Source organism: Mesorhizobium sp. W016, from assembly GCF_054719485.1.
On sequence record NZ_JBTTIF010000002.1, the window covers coordinates 696,390 to 713,510 of the forward strand.

19 protein-coding genes are annotated in these 17,121 nt (G+C 62.5%); 13 read left to right on the forward strand and 6 right to left on the reverse strand.

Annotation, left to right across the window (positions count from 1 at the left end; all coding sequences use genetic code 11):
- The first annotated feature begins 107 nt into the window (after positions 1-107).
- From ACYG9V_RS03775 to ACYG9V_RS03785, 3 genes are all read left to right on the forward strand, one after another.
- Positions 108-1,304: an IS256 family transposase gene (locus tag ACYG9V_RS03775; protein WP_286456782.1), complete on the forward strand. Its 1,197-nt coding sequence runs from the start codon at positions 108-110 to the stop codon at positions 1,302-1,304.
- 348 nt (positions 1,305-1,652) lie between these two features.
- Positions 1,653-2,432, forward strand: a complete 780-nt coding sequence (locus ACYG9V_RS03780) for a DUF1223 domain-containing protein (RefSeq protein WP_023671730.1) — start codon at positions 1,653-1,655, stop codon at positions 2,430-2,432.
- 610 nt (positions 2,433-3,042) lie between these two features.
- Positions 3,043-3,429, forward strand: a complete 387-nt coding sequence (locus ACYG9V_RS03785; RefSeq protein WP_023683844.1) for a DUF2794 domain-containing protein — start codon at positions 3,043-3,045, stop codon at positions 3,427-3,429.
- A gap of 112 nt (positions 3,430-3,541) precedes the next feature.
- Here the strand turns inward: ACYG9V_RS03785 and ACYG9V_RS03790 are convergent, their stop codons facing one another.
- From ACYG9V_RS03790 to ACYG9V_RS03805, 4 genes are all read right to left on the reverse strand, one after another.
- Positions 3,542-4,123 (reverse strand): GNAT family N-acetyltransferase, encoded by a 582-nt coding sequence (locus tag ACYG9V_RS03790; protein ID WP_023698867.1) that lies wholly within the window; start codon positions 4,121-4,123, stop codon positions 3,542-3,544.
- Between the two features lie 117 nt (positions 4,124-4,240).
- The gene (locus tag ACYG9V_RS03795; RefSeq protein ID WP_023826872.1) at positions 4,241-4,981 is read right to left on the reverse strand and encodes a Bax inhibitor-1/YccA family protein; all 741 of its coding nucleotides are present in this window, start codon (positions 4,979-4,981) and stop codon (positions 4,241-4,243) included.
- Positions 4,982-5,220: 239 nt separating this feature from the next.
- Positions 5,221-7,770 (reverse strand): ABC transporter permease, encoded by a 2,550-nt coding sequence (locus ACYG9V_RS03800; RefSeq protein ID WP_352765924.1) that lies wholly within the window; start codon positions 7,768-7,770, stop codon positions 5,221-5,223.
- Positions 7,770-8,471: an ABC transporter ATP-binding protein gene (locus ACYG9V_RS03805; RefSeq protein WP_023747389.1), complete on the reverse strand. Its 702-nt coding sequence runs from the start codon at positions 8,469-8,471 to the stop codon at positions 7,770-7,772. The genes ACYG9V_RS03800 and ACYG9V_RS03805 overlap by 1 nt, the downstream gene beginning before the upstream one ends.
- An 86-nt stretch (positions 8,472-8,557) precedes the next feature.
- Here ACYG9V_RS03805 and ACYG9V_RS03810 point away from each other — a divergent pair, with 86 nt between their 5' ends.
- Positions 8,558-9,220, forward strand: coding sequence for an arylesterase (locus ACYG9V_RS03810; protein WP_460221912.1), 663 nt, complete (start codon positions 8,558-8,560; stop codon positions 9,218-9,220).
- A gap of 182 nt (positions 9,221-9,402) precedes the next feature.
- Entirely contained in the window at positions 9,403-9,999 is a 597-nt protein-coding gene (gene thpR / locus ACYG9V_RS03815) for an RNA 2',3'-cyclic phosphodiesterase (RefSeq protein WP_023671722.1), read from the forward strand.
- Here the strand turns inward: thpR and ACYG9V_RS03820 are convergent.
- Positions 9,903-10,430, reverse strand: coding sequence for a low molecular weight protein-tyrosine-phosphatase (locus ACYG9V_RS03820; protein WP_023671721.1), 528 nt, complete (start codon positions 10,428-10,430; stop codon positions 9,903-9,905). The two genes, thpR and ACYG9V_RS03820, sit on opposite strands and share 97 nt — an antisense overlap.
- Before the next feature lie 104 nt (positions 10,431-10,534).
- Here ACYG9V_RS03820 and ACYG9V_RS03825 point away from each other — a divergent pair, with 104 nt between their 5' ends.
- The 5 genes from ACYG9V_RS03825 to ACYG9V_RS03845 all read left to right on the forward strand — a co-directional run bounded on the left by ACYG9V_RS03825 (position 10,535) and on the right by ACYG9V_RS03845 (position 13,938).
- Positions 10,535-10,831 carry a 4a-hydroxytetrahydrobiopterin dehydratase gene (locus ACYG9V_RS03825; protein ID WP_023698863.1) on the forward strand — a complete coding sequence of 99 codons (297 nt, stop codon included), beginning with the start codon at positions 10,535-10,537 and terminating at the stop codon, positions 10,829-10,831.
- Positions 10,832-10,950: 119 nt separating this feature from the next.
- Positions 10,951-11,313, forward strand: a complete 363-nt coding sequence (locus ACYG9V_RS03830) for a YkvA family protein (protein WP_023687669.1) — start codon at positions 10,951-10,953, stop codon at positions 11,311-11,313.
- A 314-nt stretch (positions 11,314-11,627) separates the two neighbouring features.
- The gene (locus ACYG9V_RS03835; RefSeq protein ID WP_023671718.1) at positions 11,628-12,131 is read left to right on the forward strand and encodes an invasion associated locus B family protein; all 504 of its coding nucleotides are present in this window, start codon (positions 11,628-11,630) and stop codon (positions 12,129-12,131) included.
- Between the two features lie 110 nt (positions 12,132-12,241).
- Entirely contained in the window at positions 12,242-13,474 is a 1,233-nt protein-coding gene (rlmN, locus tag ACYG9V_RS03840; RefSeq protein WP_023671717.1) for a dual-specificity RNA methyltransferase RlmN, read from the forward strand.
- Positions 13,471-13,938 carry a hypothetical protein gene (locus tag ACYG9V_RS03845; protein WP_023694539.1) on the forward strand — a complete coding sequence of 156 codons (468 nt, stop codon included), beginning with the start codon at positions 13,471-13,473 and terminating at the stop codon, positions 13,936-13,938. The genes rlmN and ACYG9V_RS03845 overlap by 4 nt, the downstream gene beginning before the upstream one ends.
- Here the strand turns inward: ACYG9V_RS03845 and ACYG9V_RS03850 are convergent.
- Positions 13,910-14,551, reverse strand: coding sequence for a LysE family translocator (locus ACYG9V_RS03850; RefSeq protein WP_023671715.1), 642 nt, complete (start codon positions 14,549-14,551; stop codon positions 13,910-13,912). The two genes, ACYG9V_RS03845 and ACYG9V_RS03850, sit on opposite strands and share 29 nt — an antisense overlap.
- A gap of 188 nt (positions 14,552-14,739) precedes the next feature.
- On the opposite strand from ACYG9V_RS03850, the gene ACYG9V_RS03855 reads away from it, so the two are divergent.
- The 3 genes from ACYG9V_RS03855 to ACYG9V_RS03865 all read left to right on the forward strand — a co-directional run bounded on the left by ACYG9V_RS03855 (position 14,740) and on the right by ACYG9V_RS03865 (position 17,026).
- Complete coding sequence (locus tag ACYG9V_RS03855; RefSeq protein WP_023742095.1) at positions 14,740-15,972, forward strand: argininosuccinate synthase; 1,233 nt, start codon at positions 14,740-14,742, stop codon at positions 15,970-15,972.
- Positions 15,973-16,112: 140 nt separating this feature from the next.
- Positions 16,113-16,532, forward strand: coding sequence for a hypothetical protein (locus ACYG9V_RS03860; RefSeq protein WP_245270973.1), 420 nt, complete (start codon positions 16,113-16,115; stop codon positions 16,530-16,532).
- A 185-nt stretch (positions 16,533-16,717) separates the two neighbouring features.
- Positions 16,718-17,026 (forward strand): hypothetical protein, encoded by a 309-nt coding sequence (locus ACYG9V_RS03865; protein WP_023755653.1) that lies wholly within the window; start codon positions 16,718-16,720, stop codon positions 17,024-17,026.
- Positions 17,027-17,121 lie beyond the last annotated feature (95 nt).

Genomic DNA, 17,121 nt, shown 5'->3' on the forward strand with positions numbered 1-17,121 from the left:
ACTCCCTACGGTAGTGTGCTGAGAGTTCTGCAAATTCGCTGAGAGGGGGCGGTCATGGCAGGCTGGTGATTGTTCACGTCACCTGATTCCCGCGAAGGAACGCCACCATGACCAAGACTGAAGTTAAGACCGCCAGCGCTGCCGTCAAAGACATTTTGCTTTCGAACCCGGATGGATTGCACGAAGTGCTCCGTGCGGTGATGCAGGAGGTGCTTGAGGCCGAGATGGACGAGGCGCTGGGTGCCTCGAAGAGCGAGCGCACGCCCGAACGGCTTGGCTATCGCTCGGGCTATTACGGCCGCACCCTTGTGACGCGGGTCGGCAAGCTCGAGCTGCGGGTTCCGCAGGACCGGGCCGGGCGCTTCTCCACCGAGCTGTTCGAGCGCTACCAGCGTTCCGAGCGGGCCTTGGTGGCGACACTGGCGGAGATGTATGTGCAGGGCGTGTCGACCCGCAAGGTGAAGGCGATCACGGAAGAACTGTGCGGCCATGCCTTCTCGGCCTCGTCGATCTCGGCCATCAACAAGCGGCTGGATGAGAGCCTCGCTGCCTTTGCCAGGCGCCCCCTTCAAGAGCCGTTTCCTTACCTCATCCTCGATGCGCGCTACGAGAAGGTGCGTGAAGCCGGTGTTGTCATGAGCCAGGCGGTGCTGATAGCGGTCGGTATCGACTGGGACGGAAGGCGCCAGATCCTGGCCGTGGAGATGGCCAATCGCGAGAGCCGCTCGGCCTGGAGGGACTTCCTCGTCGGCCTCAAGGCGCGCGGCCTCAAGGGCGTCGAGTTGGTTGTGTCCGACGATCACGCCGGCCTGGTGGCAGCGATCGGCGAGGTGATCCCCGAAGCCGCCTGGCAACGCTGCTACGTGCACTTCCTCAGGAACGCGCTCGATCATCTGCCGAGGAAGCACGGCGACGACTGCCTTCAGGAATTGCGCTGGCTCTACGACCGGCGCGATCTCGCAGAGGCCAGGGCTGATCTTGCCGCATGGCTTGCCAAATGGTCGGCACGCTATCCGCGCCTGACAGGCTGGGCCGAGGATGCCATCGAACAAACCCTGACCTTCTTCAGGCTGCCGAGACAGCACCACAAGCATCTCAAATCCACCAACATGCTGGAGCGGCTCAACGAGGAAATCCGCCGGCGCACCTATGTCGTGCGCATCTTCCCCAACACCGAAAGCTGCCTGCGCCTGGTCAGGGCCTTGGCCGTCGAGACCAACGAAAACTGGATGGAGGCCAACCGATACATCAACATGGACGACCTGCGCGAGCACAAGAAGCTCGCTCTGCGCCAAGCCGCATGACCAGCATCATGGCTGCCCCATTTTGCAGAACTTGACGCACACAACCCTCCCTACTCCCTACTCCCTACTCCCTACTCCCAGTCTTTCCAAAGCATTGCCCGACCCGATCGAAGCCCCGCCCTGTACGACAGGAGTAAAAACCGGCTGGGCTCAGCAAGATCTGCCCCACGCTCCTGATGCCATGCTCCCGATCGAACCGGGCGGTGAAGTGCTCCCCCTGTGATGCCATACCCATGGTTGCGGCAGCAAAAATTTCACCGCAACGTGACTTCCCGTTGACTGTCGCTTCTGCCACAAATCTGGGCAACCAGAACAAGGCCGGCGTCACCGGCGGGAATCGGAACGATCATGGCACCTCGACAACCTCTGCGGCTTGCGGCTTTTGCGCTGGCCTTCTCGGCGCTTGCCGGGACCGGGTTCGCCGAGGAATCGGGAACGACCCAGACCGACAAACCGCAGATTGACAGGCCCTTGGGCGTGGTCGAGCTGTTCACCAGCCAGGGCTGCAATTCCTGCCCGCCGGCGGACGCTTTCTTTGCCGAGCTGGCGGCCAAGGACAACGTCGTCGCGCTCGCCTACCACGTCAATTACTGGGACTATCTCGGCTGGCAGGACACGCTGAGCAGCAAGGACAATACCGACCGGCAATATGACTATATGCGCGCCTTCGGCACCCGCTCCGTCTACACGCCGCAAGCCGTCATCAATGGTCGCAGCCATGTCAACGGCGCCAGCCGCAAGGAGGTCGACGGCGCGCTTGCCCGCATGGAGAAATCCGGTGAAGGCATGCGGGTCAGCGTCAAGGTCAGCCGCACCAGCGATCGCGTCATGATCGATGCCGGCGACGCCGGTAGCGGCCCGAGCGACGCCCATGTCGTCATCGTCTATTTCGAACCACCGCAGACGGTGACCATCGCCAAGGGCGAGAACACCGGCCGCAGCATGACCTACTGGAACGCCGTCACCGGCATCCAGACCGCCGGCATGTGGCACGGCAAGGCGCAGCGCTACGAATTGCCGATGACCGAGATCGCCAAGAAAGGCGGCTGCGCCGTGCTGCTGCAATCGGTTGGCAAGGACGGCCTGCCGGGGCCTATTCTGGGCGCGGCGTTTATTCACAAGCCTTAAGAGGCTGGTCCATACCTTTTGATATCGGCGGGACAGCACCCCCCTCTGGCCTGCCGGCCATCTCCCCCGCAAGGAGGGAGATTGGCAGCTTCGCCACATCCGCCATCCTGTCCCACGTTTGAGATTGGCGAAAGCAAACGCGAAATCTGATCTCCACCCTTGCGGGGAGATGTCCGGCAGGACAGAGGGGGGTGTGAAGGATCACGACGACAAGTGTCTGGCGCCGCCCAACAAAAAAACCGACGTCAGCTTGCTTCTGACGTCGGTCATTTAGGCTTTGGGATCGTCGCACCCGGTCTCTCCCTGAGGAAAGTCCGAGGTTGGTTCGATCCGACGCAGACCCGTGGGCGGGGGGCTTGGGGTTTACGAGCCGGTGCCGGACCGAACCGTCTCAGGCAACGCCGGTAAATTCGTCGGACATTGGGGCATGAGCGCGGATAAAAAAGGGCGGAAATGTGGCGAGGCATCACCAATTCAAACACCGCGTTTTATAAAAGTGACTGGACGTTGCGAAAACAGCGCGGTCCCGGGATGGTTAGCCGGGCCTTGCAATTCCACGGCGAACACGCCAACTTCTGCAAGCGAGATTCATTTTCAAAGGGATCGCGGGATGACCGATCGCAGCGGTGGGACGGAGGATGGGGACGCATCCGCAATATTGATCCCGCTGCACGAGGCGCGACGCGAACGCCTCGACCAGCCGGTCCGTTTCGACCGGCGTGAACTCGATGAGATCCTGAGGCTGTACGGACGCATGGTCGCCGCCAACGAATGGCGCGACTATGCCATCGATCATCTGTCTGATCGGGCTGTGTTTTCAGTCTTCCGCCGGGCCAGCGAAGTGCCGCTGTTCCAGATCGTCAAGGATCCGAAACTGGCGCGCCGGCAAGGCGCCTTCGCCGTCATCGCCGCCGGCGGCCGAATCCTCAAGCGCGGCCAGGAACTCGGTCGCGTGCTCAACGTCTTCGATGCTAAGCTGAAGATTGTCCAGGCCTAATTGAGAATTGGGGAATTGAAGAATTGAAGAATTGAAAAAAGAGGATGTAACGGTCGAAATACCGCCGGGTTTGTTGCTATTCAAATCCTCAATTCTTCAGTTCTTCAACTCCTCAATTCCCGCTCCTCAGGCTCTCACGAAACTTCCGCTCCGGCAGCGAATGCGGATCGGGCGGAACCGTTGCGCCGCCATTCAGCGACAGCTGCATGAACACCGTGTCAAGCCAGCGCCCATGCTTGTAGCCGGAGCCTTCCAGGCGACCGGAATGGCGAAAGCCGAGCTTTTCATGCAGCCGCACCGAGGCGCTGTCTGCATGGCCGTCACCGATCACCGCGACGATCTGGCGAAAGCCCGCCATACGGCAGGCTTCAATCAGCGCCTGCATCAGCAGCAGCCCGACGCCCTGGCCCTTCGCATCAGGCGCGACATAGACGGAATCCTCTACGATGAAGCGGTAGGCCGGGCGCGGCCGGAACGCGCCGGCATAGGCGTAGCCGAGCAGCGCGCCATCTCGTTCCGCCACCAGATAGGGAAAGCCCCCCGCCGTCAGGCTGTCGAAGCGCCCACCCATCTCAGTGCGGCTGGGCGGCTCGAGCTCATAGCTCGCGGTGCCATGCGTCACGGCATCGCCGTAGATCTCGGTGATTCGGCCGAGGTCGCCTTCCAAGGCCGCGCGGATGGAAATAGTGCTCATGATTTATGCAGACGATTCATCTGCCTCCATGACAGCAAAGGCCGGCACAAAAGAAAAGGGCGGCCGTTGGCCGCCCTCTTGATATCCGCTGGTCCAGTTGCCTGATGGGAAGACCGCCTAGCGGCGATCGCCCATGAACTGCAGCAGGAACATGAACAGGTTGATGAAGTCGAGATATAGCCTCAACGCGCCCATGATCGCCTTGCGGCCGGCAACGTCGGCCTGATCGCCTTCGTAGTACATTTCCTTGATGGTCTGCGTGTCATAGGCGGTGAGCCCGGCGAAGATCAGCACGCCGATCGCCGAGATGGCGAAGCCGAGCGCCGACGACTGCAGGAAGATGTTGATCAGCATGGCGATCACCAGGCCGACCACGCCCATGACCAGGAACGAGCCCAACGCCGAAAGGTCGCGCTTGGTCGTGTAGCCGTAGAGCGACAGCGCGCCGAAGGCGGCCGCCGTGGCAAAGAAGGTCTGAGTGATCGAGGCGCCGGTGTAGACCAGGAAGATGGTCGACAGCGAAAGGCCGACCAGGCCCGAATAGACCCAGAAGGTGGTTTGCGCCGCGGCCACGCTCATCGACTGGATCCTGAACGACAGGAAGAAGACGGCGGCGAGCGGAGCCAGGATGACCACCCAGCGGAAGGCGCTGGCATAGATCAGCGTGCCGAAAGCGGTCAGCTGTCCGTCGCCGGTGACGGCGAGCTGGAAAGCGCCCCAGGCGGCGACGCCGGTGATGAGGAGGCCAAGCCCCATCAAATTGTAGACCTTGAGCATGTAAGTGCGCAGGCCTTGGTCGATGTCGGCGCGCGCGCCCGGCACGGCCGAAGTCTGGTAGTTGCGAATGGGCTCAGCCATTGGAATCCTCTGTTGCTTCTGCCCCGTACGGTGTCAGGCCCTTTCGGACCTGGGCGCCGCTGGCGGGGCTCCAGCATGCCTGTGGCGAAATATGATGGTTCTTGACGTCAAGAACAAGACCGTAACGGGCTGCAACGCTTGGTGAATCTCCGGAAGCCGGTTTTCTTGGGCTTCCATGACTGCACATTACCAAGATTTAATCGGAAACGGCAGATTCGGCCAACCTTGCCGTTTTGGGCCTAGAGGTCGCGCAGCACCGGCGCCGCCTTGTGCCCGAGCACCCGCCAGGTGCCGGCAAGGCCGATGCCGACTGTGATCACCAGCGCAAACACCAAGGTCGCCACTGCCACCTCCGGCATGAAATGCGACGGCAACGTCATGATGCGGGCAACGATGTACCAGGCGGCGATGCCGCCGGCAGCCAACGCGAACACCGCGGTGGCCAGGCCGATCAGCATGTATTCCAGCGAAAACGCCGTAATCAGCGTTCGCCTCGTGGCGCCCAGCGTCTTCAGCACCACGGCATCGTGGATGCGGGCGCGATTTCCCGCGGCGAGCGCGCCGGCAAGCACCAGCACCGAAGCGATCAAGGCAACGCCGGCCGCGACCCGGATCGCCGTGCCGAGCTGGCCGACCAGCCGGTTGACGACATCGAGCGCGTCCTTGACCCGAACTGTCGTCACCGCCGGGAAGGCGCGGGTGACGGCGTTCAGCAGGCGGGCATCCTCTGCTGCCGTGGCATCCTTTTCGGTCAGCGTCGCCAGCCAGCCATGCGGGGCGCCGGCAAAAGTGTTGGGCGAGAACACCATGACGAAGTTGATGCCCATCGTCTCCCATTGCACCTCTCGGAAATTGGCGATCCTGGCCGTCACATTGCGTCCGAGCACATTGACGGTGACGGTATCGCCAAGCTTCAGGCCGAGCGCCTTGCCTTCATCGTTGGAGAACGAAACCAGCGGTTCGCCGCTGTAATTCTCCGACCACCAGATGCCTTCGGTCAGTGTCGCATTGGCCGGCTGTTTGGCGTCGTAGGTCAGGCCGCGATCGCCGCGCAGCACCCAGGCGCCTTCCGATGGCACATTGGCCTTGTCGACACTAACGCCGTTCAGCGCCATCACCCGGCCGCGCAGCATCGGCACCTTGACCAGCGTTCCCTTCGGCGCCTCTTTGCCGATCAATGTCGAGAAGGCATCGACCTCGCTATTCTGGATGTCGACGAAGAAGAAATTCGGCGCCCGTTCCGGCAGACTGCCGGAGATCTGCTGCCTGAGATTGCCGTCGATCAGCGCCAGCGTCACCAAAAGCGTCAGCCCGAGCCCGAGCGACAGCACGACGGACGGCGTCAGCGCGCCGGGCCGGTGGATGTTGCCGATGGCGAGCCGAAGCGCGACCGAGCGCACACGCGGGCTTTTGCGCGCCACCCACTGCACCAGCGCACCGACCAGGCGCAACACCAGAAAGGCAAAGATCGTCGCGCCGACGAAGATCAAGGCGATGCGCCGGTCGCCAGAAAACAGGATGGCCAAAGCCGCCAAAGCGAGCGCGATGCCGACCGCCGTGGCAAGATAGGGCAGGCGTGGAAAGCCGCGGCCCTCAAAACCCATTTCGCGAAACAGCGCGGTCGCCGGCACATCGCGGGCGCGGCCGAGCGGCAACAGCGCGAAGGCCAGCGTCACCAGCAGCCCGAACAGCGCGGCAAGAGCCAGCGCACCGGGATAGAAGCCGCCTTTAGCCGGCACCGGAATGACCGACTGGAGCGCAGCGCTGGCTGCAAACGGCATGGCGGCGCCGAGGATGAGGCCAAGCGCGATGCCGAGGCCGGCGATCATCAGGATTTGCACGAGATAAACGGTGAAGACGAAGCCGCCCGAGGCGCCAAGGCTCTTGAAGGTGGCGATGACGCCGCGCTTGCCGTCGAGATAGGCGCGCACCGCATTGGCAACGCCGACGCCGCCGACCACCAGCGCCGTCAGCCCGACCAGCGTCAGGAATTGCGAGAAGCGCTCGATGTTGGCCGACAGCGCCGGCGCGGCGTTCGAGCGGGTGCGGATCGACCAGCCGGCTTCGGGGAAATCGCTCGCCGCCCGATCCTGGATGGCCTTGAGATCGGCCTCGCTGGCGCCGGCCGGCAGCCGAACCTTGTAGGCATTCTCGACCAGGCTGCCTGGCTGGATCAGACCAGAGGCGGCGAGCCCTTGCATCGAAACCATCAGCCGCGGCGCGAAGCCGAAACCGTCCGACACCGCATCCGGTTCGCTCACCAGCCTGGCCCGCAATTCGAATGTCGCGCTGCCGACCTTCAGCCGGTCACCGATCTCCACATTCAGCCGGTCGAACAACAGGTCGGGCGCGGCGGCGCCAAAGACGCCTGATTTCTCGCCGAACAAATCCTCTCTGCCAAGCTGCGGCGCGGTCTCGAGCGCGCCATAGAGCGGATAGGCGTCGTCGACGGCCTTGGCCTCAACCAACGCCTGGTCGGAGCCGTCATCCAGCCGCGCCATCGAGCGCATATTGGCGCTGTGCGACACAGTGCCGAGGCGGTCGAGGAAGGTGCTTTCGGCTGGCGTCGCATCGCGCTGGTTGAGCTGGAAGCGCAAGTCGCCGCCAAGCAGCGTCTGGCCCTGGCCTGCAACGCCTGCGGTGATCGCCTGCGCCACCGAATTGACCCCGCCGATTGCAGCGACGCCGAGCGCGATGCACGCAAGGAAGATCAGGAAACCCGACAACCCGCCGCGCATCTCGCGCAGCGAGAAGCGGAACGCGAGCTTCAGCGTCTGCGACAGTGGCATCAGGCCGGCACCTTGACCTGCGCTACCGGCGCATCCTCGATGCGGCCCGAGCGCATCGAGACCTGGCGCGAGCAGCGCGCCGCAAGGGCCGGATCGTGCGTGACCAGCAACAAGGTCATGCCGCGCTCGGCCGCCTTGGCGAACAAAAGGTCGGCAACCTGCCGCCCCGTCGCATGGTCGAGATTGCCGGTCGGCTCGTCGGCGATGAGAATGCGCGGCGACGGCGCCAGCGCGCGGGCGATCGCCACGCGCTGCTGTTCGCCGCCGGACAGCTCGCCCGGATAGTGGGTGACGCGGTCGCTCAAGCCCACCGCTGCCAGCTCGCGCGCCGCGACACCGAACGGATCGGCATGGCCGGCCAGTTCCAGCGGCACCGCGACATTTTCGAGCGCCGTCATGTTGGGAATGAGATGGAACGACTGGAAGACGATGCCGATGTTTCGGCCCCGAAACGATGCGATCTCGTCCTCGCTTTTGCCGTTCAGCAATTCGCCGGCGATCCGCACCGTCCCCGAATCGACCTGCTCCAGCCCGGCAAGCACCATCAGCAAGGTCGACTTGCCGGAACCCGAAGGGCCGACAATGCCGGTCGCCTCGCCGCGCGTCACGTCAAGGCTGACGCCTTTCAGCACATGCACCGACGAAGCCCCTTGGCCCAGGGTCAGGGATATGTCTTTCAGCGCGATGACGGCTTCTGTCACAATTAAAGCGTCCTATATCAGGATGAAGGCTCTGCTTGCCGGAAGCCGCCGCCGGAAGAATTCCTCGGGTATATGGGGCCTGCCACATGTCTTTCAAACGCAAGATATCTTTCAAACGCTTGAATGCCGCAGGGCTCGTCCTTTTCGTCACCCTTTGCGGCGCCATTTCGTCCGTGAGCGCCGAGACGTTCACCATCGTCGGCTTCGGCGACAGCCTGATGGCCGGTTTCGGCCTCGGGCCTGGCGATGGCTTTACCGACAAATTGCAAGCTGCGCTGCGCGCCAAAGGCCATGACGTCACCGTAGCCAACGCCGGCGTTTCAGGCGACACCTCGAGCGGCGGCTTGGCGCGGCTTGACTGGTCGGTGCCGGATGGGACAAGGCTGGTTATCCTCGAACTCGGCGCCAACGACATGCTGCGCGGCGTCTCGCCCAGCATTACGGAAAAGAACCTGGACGACATGCTGGCGAAGCTGAAAGCGCGCAAGATCGCGGTGCTTTTGGCCGGCATGCGCGCCGCTCCCAATCTCGGCGCCGACTACCAGAACGCCTTCGATGCGATCTATCCAAAGCTGGCCGCGAAATACGATGTGCCGCTCTATCCGTTCTTTCTCGATGGCGTCGCCGGACAGTCCGGCCTGCAGTTGGAGGACGGCCTGCATCCCAATCCGAAGGGCGTCGCAGTGATGGTCGAGCGCATCCTGCCCGCCGTGGAGAAGGCTGTTGCGGCAGTTCAGGGTGGCGGTTGAACGCCGGCCTGACGAGAATAACGCGGCGTTCGCCTCGCGCGAACTTTGAAACAAAAGACCGGGCTGCAGAGGGCCCGGGTCGCCTGTTCGTAAAAATGCCTGCAACCAACAAACCACTTGCCCCGTTTGACTATCGATGATTCGCTAGGGGCACAGTTCGATTCGAGGAAGGGAGGCTCACCATGCCGCGTCTTTTCACCGCCCTCGAAATACCTCGTGACGCCGCTCTTTCGCTGTCCCTGCTCAGGGGCGGCCTGCCCGGAGCCCGCTGGATCGATGTCGAAAACTACCATCTGACGCTGCGCTTCATCGGCGACGTCGAAGGCCATATCGCCGACGAAATCGCCAACGCGCTCGACCGGGTGCACCGCCCATCCTTCTCGCTCACCCTGTCCGGAGTTGGCGCTTTCGGCCAGAAGAAGCCGCACGCCGTCTGGGCCGGCGTCTTCGCCTCGCCCGACCTTTCGGCGCTGCAGAGCGAAATCGACCGCATCTGCCAGCGGCTCGGCCTGCCCGCCGACCCGCGCAAGTTCACCCCGCATGTTACGCTGGCACGCTTGCGCAATTCGAGCCCGCTCGACGTCGCCCAGTACCTGTCGGCGCGCGGCAATTTTGCGACGCTACCGTTTCGCGTCGGCCGCTTCGTGCTGATGTCGTCGCGCGATTCGGTCGGCGGCGGTCCCTACATTGTCGAGGAGGCGTGGCCGCTCTCCGGCGTCGACGCCCGCGCCACCAATCTCGTCGCCAGCGCCTCCGACGCTTCGCGGATCATGCGGTAGACCGAAGCGAACGCTTCGGCCCCGTCATAATAGGGATCCGGCACGTCGCGGGTTTTGCCCTGCGCAAACTCTGCCAAGAGATGAATACGTTCGCGCGCACCGGCCGGCGCCAACGCCTTGAGGTCGCGGACATTCTGCCTATCCATGCCGAGGATCAGGTCGAAGCGCGAAAAATCCCCCGGCCTGACCTTGCGTGCCCGCTGCCCTGATATGTCGATGCCGTGGCGGGCCGCAATCGCGATCGAGCGCGGGTCGGGCGCTTCGCCGAGGTTCCAGCCGCCGGTCGCCGCAGAGTCCAGCACAATATCGTCCAGCACCATGTCGCGGCCGCGCTCCGCCAGCACGGCGCGAAACACGCCTTCGGCCAGGGGTGAACGGCAGATGTTGCCGAGGCAGACGAAGAGTATGGAATTTATCGGCTTTACGCTCATTCGATATGCGCCGTTCGTGCATTTGGAAGCCCAAAACGCAAAGGACTTTTGGGCGACTTGCATTATGGTGAGGGTCGATATGTGGGATAGCACGGGAAATCATCATGAAGAGAGAGAAACTCAGCAAGGACGCCATCGCCGCCGCACTGGCCGAACTGCCTGGCTGGTCGCAGGCAGCCGATGGCGCCTCCATCAAGCGCAGCTTTGTCTTCAAGAATTTTTCCGAAGCCTTCACCTTCATGACCCGCGTCGCGCTGGCCGCCGAGAAGATGGACCATCATCCCGACTGGTCGAACGTCTACAAGACTGTCGACGTGACGCTCAACACCCATGATGCCGGCGGTGTCACCGCGCTCGACATCGCGCTGGCCAAGAAGATGAATGGGTATGCAGGCGGCTGAACGCTGGGGCGGCAACGCCAAATCGGCGCCATCCTCTTGCAGTGGACCGGGACTTTCACCACATTTTCCGTGGCGGCCGCGCGCAACGCGTAGCGCGACGGCCGGCAAGGAGAGGATTGATGGCGCAGCAGCCCGGTTTTGATTTCTTCGGCTTCGGCAGCAAGCTCGGCGACGAGAGTGAAGTGCGCGCCAAATTCTGGCGCACGGCCAAGAAGGCCGCCCGGCAGATTCCGTTCATGGAAGAGGTCGTCGCCGGCTATTATTGCGCGCTCGACAGGAAGACGCCTTTGCGTGCCAAGGGCATATTGCTGGCAGCGCTTGGCTATTTCGTGCTGCCGGTCGATGTCATACCCGATTTCGTCTTCGGCCTCGGCTTCACTGACGACATCGCCGTGCTGACCGCCGCGATCTCCGCGGTAAGCGCCCATATCACCCCTGCGCACCGCAAGGCCGCCAAGGAGGCGATCGCCGACAAGAGCTGAATCGGCGTCGCGTTGGCAACTGGGTTCAGAAGAAATCCTCCGCTCAAACAGGACGATAGCGGCTTGGCTTCGGGTTCCGCTGCGGCCGTTGGAAAAGTCAAACTCTTGCCGCTTTCGTGGCCTCCAAGTCGCCGCAGGGACATTGCGAAAGCCGTTTTTTCAAGAAGCGGCGCGGAAATGGCGGTGGTTTCCATGGGTGAATGTCCTTTTCCGAGGGAAATTCACCGTTTGGTAACCCAGATTAAATCAAAATGAAGCGACGGGCAGGACGCCAAGCCGGCCTGCCCCGCACCATTTGGAATACGGGAAAAGCGATGCGCGGATTGATTGCACTAGTCTCGAGCCTGGTCCTGGTGGCTTTTGCCGCGCCGGCGCTGGCGCAGCAGGCGACCAAGATCGGCCAGCACAATGCCTGGGGCACCTACAGCTACCAGGCGCAGGGCGGCAAGGTCTGCTATGTGCTCACCGTGCCGACCGACAAGCAGCCGCCGACGCTCGATCACGGCGACATGTTCTTCTTCGTCAGCCAGCGGCCGGGCCAGCAAGTGTCCTACGAGCCGCAATTCATCGCCGGCTACACATTCCAGGAAGGCTCCAAGGCCACCGTCACCATCGACAAGAAGACGTTCTCGATGTTCACCCGCGGCAAGTCGGCCTGGGTCGAGAACGCCGCCGAAGAGCCGGTGCTGATCGCCGCCATGAAGACCGGCACCGACATGAAGGTCTCGGCGAAGTCTGGCCGCGGCAATCCGACGACCTATGTGTTTTCGCTGAAAGGCATCTCGGCCGCGCTGACGTCGATCGCCAAGTGCAAGTAGGCTAGCGCGGTTCCCGCCGCATGACTCTCGCCGCAACCTGTGCTATGCGCCGCGCTTCTTTTCGGCACGATGGATGAAATCGGCCGCAATTCGCTTATATTGGCGCTGATATGACCCTTTCCTTCGATCTCACCACTGAGGGCGCACGCGACGCGTTGCGCGCTCGCGCCACGCCCGAGAAGCCGTCGCTGATCGGCCTGACCCGGGCCGAGCTCGGTGAAGCCCTTGTCAGTGCCGGCATCGTGCCCGAGCGCCAGGCGAAAATGCGCGCCCAGCAGCTCTGGCACTGGATGTATGTGCGCGGCGTCTCCGATTTTGCCGGCATGTTCAACATCTCCAAGGATCTGCGCGCCGAACTCGACAAGCATTTTACCGTCGCCCGGCCCGAAATCGTCGAGGAGCAGATTTCCTCCGACGGCACGCGCAAGTGGCTGTTCCGCTTTCCGCCGCGCGGTGCCGGCCGTCCCGTCGAGATCGAGACCGTCTACATCCCCGAAGAAGGCCGCGGCACGCTCTGCATCTCCTCGCAGGTCGGCTGCACGCTGACCTGTTCGTTCTGCCACACCGGCACGCAGAAGCTGGTGCGCAATTTGACGGCGGAAGAGATCCTGGCGCAATTGCTCACCGCCCGCGACCGGCTCGGCGATTTCCCCGACCGCGACACACCCGACGGCGCCATCGTCCCTGCCGAGGGCAGAAAAGTCTCCAACGTCGTCATGATGGGCATGGGCGAGCCGCTCTACAATTTCGAGGCGGTGAAGAAGGCGCTGCTGATTGCCTCCGACGGCGACGGACTGTCGCTGTCGAAGCGCCGCATTACGCTCTCGACCTCCGGCGTGGTGCCCGAGATCTTCCGCACCGGCGAGGAGATAGGGGTCATGCTGGCGATCTCGCTGCACGCCACCAATGACGATCTGCGCGACCTGCTTGTGCCGATCAACAAGAAGTATCCGCTGAAGGAACTGATCGAGGCCTGCCGCGCCTATCCCGGCCTGTCCAACGCCAAGCGCATCACCTTCGAATATGTGATGCTGAAGGACGTCAACGATTCCATCGAGGACGCCAAGGGGCTGATCAAGCTGCTCAAAGGCATTCCAGCCAAGATCAATCTGATCCCGTTCAACCCGTGGCCGGGCACCAACTATCAGTGCTCGGACTGGGAGACGATCGAGAAATTTGCCGACTACATCAACAATGCCGGCTATGCCTCGCCGATCCGCACGCCGCGCGGCCGCGACATCCTGGCCGCCTGCGGGCAGCTCAAATCCGAATCCGAACGCATGCGCAAGGTCGACCGCCTGGCGCTGGAAGCCATGATGATTGCGGGGCATGGCGAGGCGTGAGCCGCCTCTTCGCCTATATCCTCCGTTTCGCTGTCATCCTGTTCGGCTATGTCGTCGCCTCATTGGCGGCGAGCGCCTTTCTCAACGTGCTGTTCCTGGCCTCCGTCGGTTATATGCCGGACGATGCGCACCCAGCGGCGGCCGCGGCGCTGTATTTTTCGATCCCGTTCGTGGCGCTGTTTGTCGCCTATTTCGCTTTCATACCGGCGGTGGTCGCAATCCTGATCTCCGAGGTCCTCAGCCGCCGCGACTGGCTGTTCTATGCACTCGCGGGCGGCTTGGTGGCCGCGGCCTTCCTTGGCTTCGTCCACCAGAACGTGGATTTCGACGTCACCGAACCGCGCGCCATCGCCGCGGTGATCGGCTGCGGCATGGTCGGCGGCATCTTCTACTGGCTAAGCGCCGGCCGCTGGGCCGGAAGCTGGTGGCAGGCCGCTACTTCGCCTGAGCGGTCAGGATCTTGAGCGCGAACGCCGAAAACACACCGGCAAAGAGATAGTCGACGACCCGCGTTACGCGCGGGCTGGCCTTCATCGCCGCCGAAAACCTTTCCGCGGCAAACACCATCGGCGCCGTCACAGGGATCGACAGCACGATGAACATGAGGCCGAGGGAGAACAGTTTTCCCGGCGCGTTCGGATCGTGAGCCGAGACGAACTGCGGCAGAAACGTCATGAAGAACAGGATGATCTTCGGGTTGAGCAAATTGACGCCGAGTCCGGCGGCCCAGCTGCGGAACAGCGAAATCTGCGGGCCATTCTTCTTCTGCGGTGAAAACGCCGAGCCCTTGGTCATCGCCTGCCAGGCCAGGAACACCAGATAGACGGCGCCGAAGATTTTCAGCACCAGGAAGGCCATCGGCGAGGCGACGATCAGCGCCGAGATGCCGACCGCCACCAAAGTTGTATGGATCAGCGTGCCGAACAGAGCACCCGCCAGCGAGGCAAAGCCGGCGGCGCGGCCCTGGCTCAGTGTGCGCGAGACGAACAGCGTCATATCCGGCCCCGGCGTGATCGCCAGGATCATGGTGGCGATGGCGAACTGGATCAGTGTTGTGGTGTCGGGAATGAAGGACATCGGTGGCCCCTGGCGAATGATCGTCGGTCTATAACGCAGCCTCCCCGCTCACGCCAGCAACTGACTGGCGTGGCATCTGGTCCAGCGGCTGCGGCGGCCGGCGCCCGTTCATCCCTTGCGCTGGCCGGAAATGCCGTGATACCTCGCCCGCGAAACTCACGCGCGGAACCGCCAAAATGTCCCCAGCAATGCCCAAGACAAAAGACGTCAAGAAGGTCGTGCTCGCCTATTCCGGCGGTCTCGACACCTCCATTATCCTGAAATGGCTGCAGACCGAGCTCGGCGCCGAAGTCGTCACCTTCACCGCCGATCTCGGCCAGGGTGGCGAGCTGGAGCCGGCGCGCCAGAAGGCTGAGATGATGGGCATCAAGGATATCCGCGTCGTCGATGTGCGCGAGGAATTCGTCTCGGATTTCGTCTTCCCGATGTTTCGCGCCAACGCCGTCTATGAAGGCACCTACCTGCTCGGCACCTCGATCGCCCGCCCGTTGATTTCCAAGCACCTGGTCGAGATCGCCCAGGAGGTCGGCGCCGATGCCATTGCGCACGGCGCCACCGGCAAGGGCAACGACCAGGTGCGTTTCGAGCTGTCGGCCTATGCGCTGAATCCCGACATCAAGGTCATCGCGCCGTGGCGCGACTGGTCGTTCAAGTCGCGCACCGACCTGATCAACTTCGCCGAGCAGCACCAGATCCCGGTGGCCAAGGACAAGCGGGGCGAGGCGCCGTTCTCGGTCGACGCCAACCTTCTGCACTCCTCTTCCGAGGGCAAGGTGCTGGAAGACCCGTGGAGCGAGCCGCCGGAATTCGTCCACCAGCGTACCGTTTCGCCGATGGAGGCGCCGGACGCGGTCACCGAGATCGAAATCGAATTCTTGAAGGGCGACCCGATCGCGCTGAACGGCAAGAAACTCTCGCCGGCCGCCATGCTGACGGCCCTCAACGATCTCGGCCGCGACAATGGCATCGGCCGGCTCGATCTGGTCGAGAACCGCTTCGTCGGCATGAAATCCCGCGGCGTCTACGAGACCCCCGGCGGCACCATCCTGATCGTCGCCCACCGCGCAATCGAATCGATCACGCTCGACCGCGGCGCCGGCCACCTCAAGGACGAATTCATGCCGCGCTACGCCGAGCTGATCTACAACGGCTTCTGGTTCTCGCCCGAGCGGCTGATGCTCCAGGCGATGATCGACAAGAGCCAGGAAGACGTCGAAGGCACCGTGCGCCTGAAACTCTACAAGGGCAATGTCATGGTCACCGGCCGCAAATCCAAGAAGACGCTCTATTCCGACGCACTGGTCACCTTCGAGGACGATCGCGGCGCCTACGACCAGAAGGACGCCGCCGGCTTCATCCGCCTCAATGCACTGCGGCTGAGGACGCTGGCGGCAAGGAGCCGCAAGGGTGAACCAAACTAGTGTTCCAGGAAAACCCGGCGGTCACGCAGGGTTCTTATTTGGTACCTCTAATATAAGAGGTCAAGCTGGCTGACATGGTTTCCGTTTGACCTTTTAAAAGCCTCATCTAAATTCCTTCGCGGGACGGAGGGATTCTGATCGTGAAAAATGCCATTTTTCTCCTGCTTGCGGCGGCCATCGTCTTTACCGGATGCCAATCCTCGCAGGCCACGAAACGCGAGCAGGACGGGTGCATCTCCGCTGTCCATTTGTGGAGCATCACGTTCAAGCACGAAATCGCCTCTTTCATGGGCGTCTCACAGGAGCGCATGCCGGCCCTGTTCTGCCAGCGTATCACCGAAGGCGTACGCAGCGGGCGGATCAGCTACTCCGATTTGAACAGAGTGCAGCTAGACCTGCCGACCGAGATATGGCTGGTCATCAAGGGCAAGTCAAAGGCGGCTGCCAGGGCCGCGCCGGTGCTGCGCAACTCCAAATTCCGGAGCTGCAAAGGTACTGAAGGCGCCTTCGAGGTTCCTATTTCCCAGAAGTGCCCGTTGAGCGGCTACGCACATTATTGAGAGCCCAGTCGCTCAGCCGGCATTTGCGCCAACGATCGAGCAATTCGAGAAAGAGCATGCCCGACTTCGTCCGTAACTGCGTAAAAACAAAGAAATAGAGCGGCGGCAAAGAACTCAGTGCTTTTCCTGCTTGATCTTTTCGGGCCCTTATCTAGCCTCCTCACAATCGATGGGGGCAGCTGACAATGAAGCCGTGGTTTGTGGCCCTGCCTGCAATGGTCGTCATGCTGGCCGGTTGCCAGACTGGGCAGGAGCAAGTGAAACAGGATCCCGAGGCGGCATTCGATCGCTGCATCACCAAGGTGGCCATATCGAATATATCGGCCAAACACGAGATCGCCGCTTTTATGGGCGTTTCCCTGGAGCGCATGCCGCCACTGCTGTGCCGCCGCCTTGCCGATGCCATGAAGAGCGGCCGGCTGACCTTCTCCGACATAAACCGCCTCCAGTTCGACCAGTCCACGGACATCTGGAAGGTCATAAAAGGCGGGTAGCCGCTCGGTTGCTGAACGGTTTGAACGCCAAAAGCTCCAGTCCTTGCAGAAAAGCCCGGCGCATGGCCGGGCTTTCCGTTCTTCGATCTGGATAT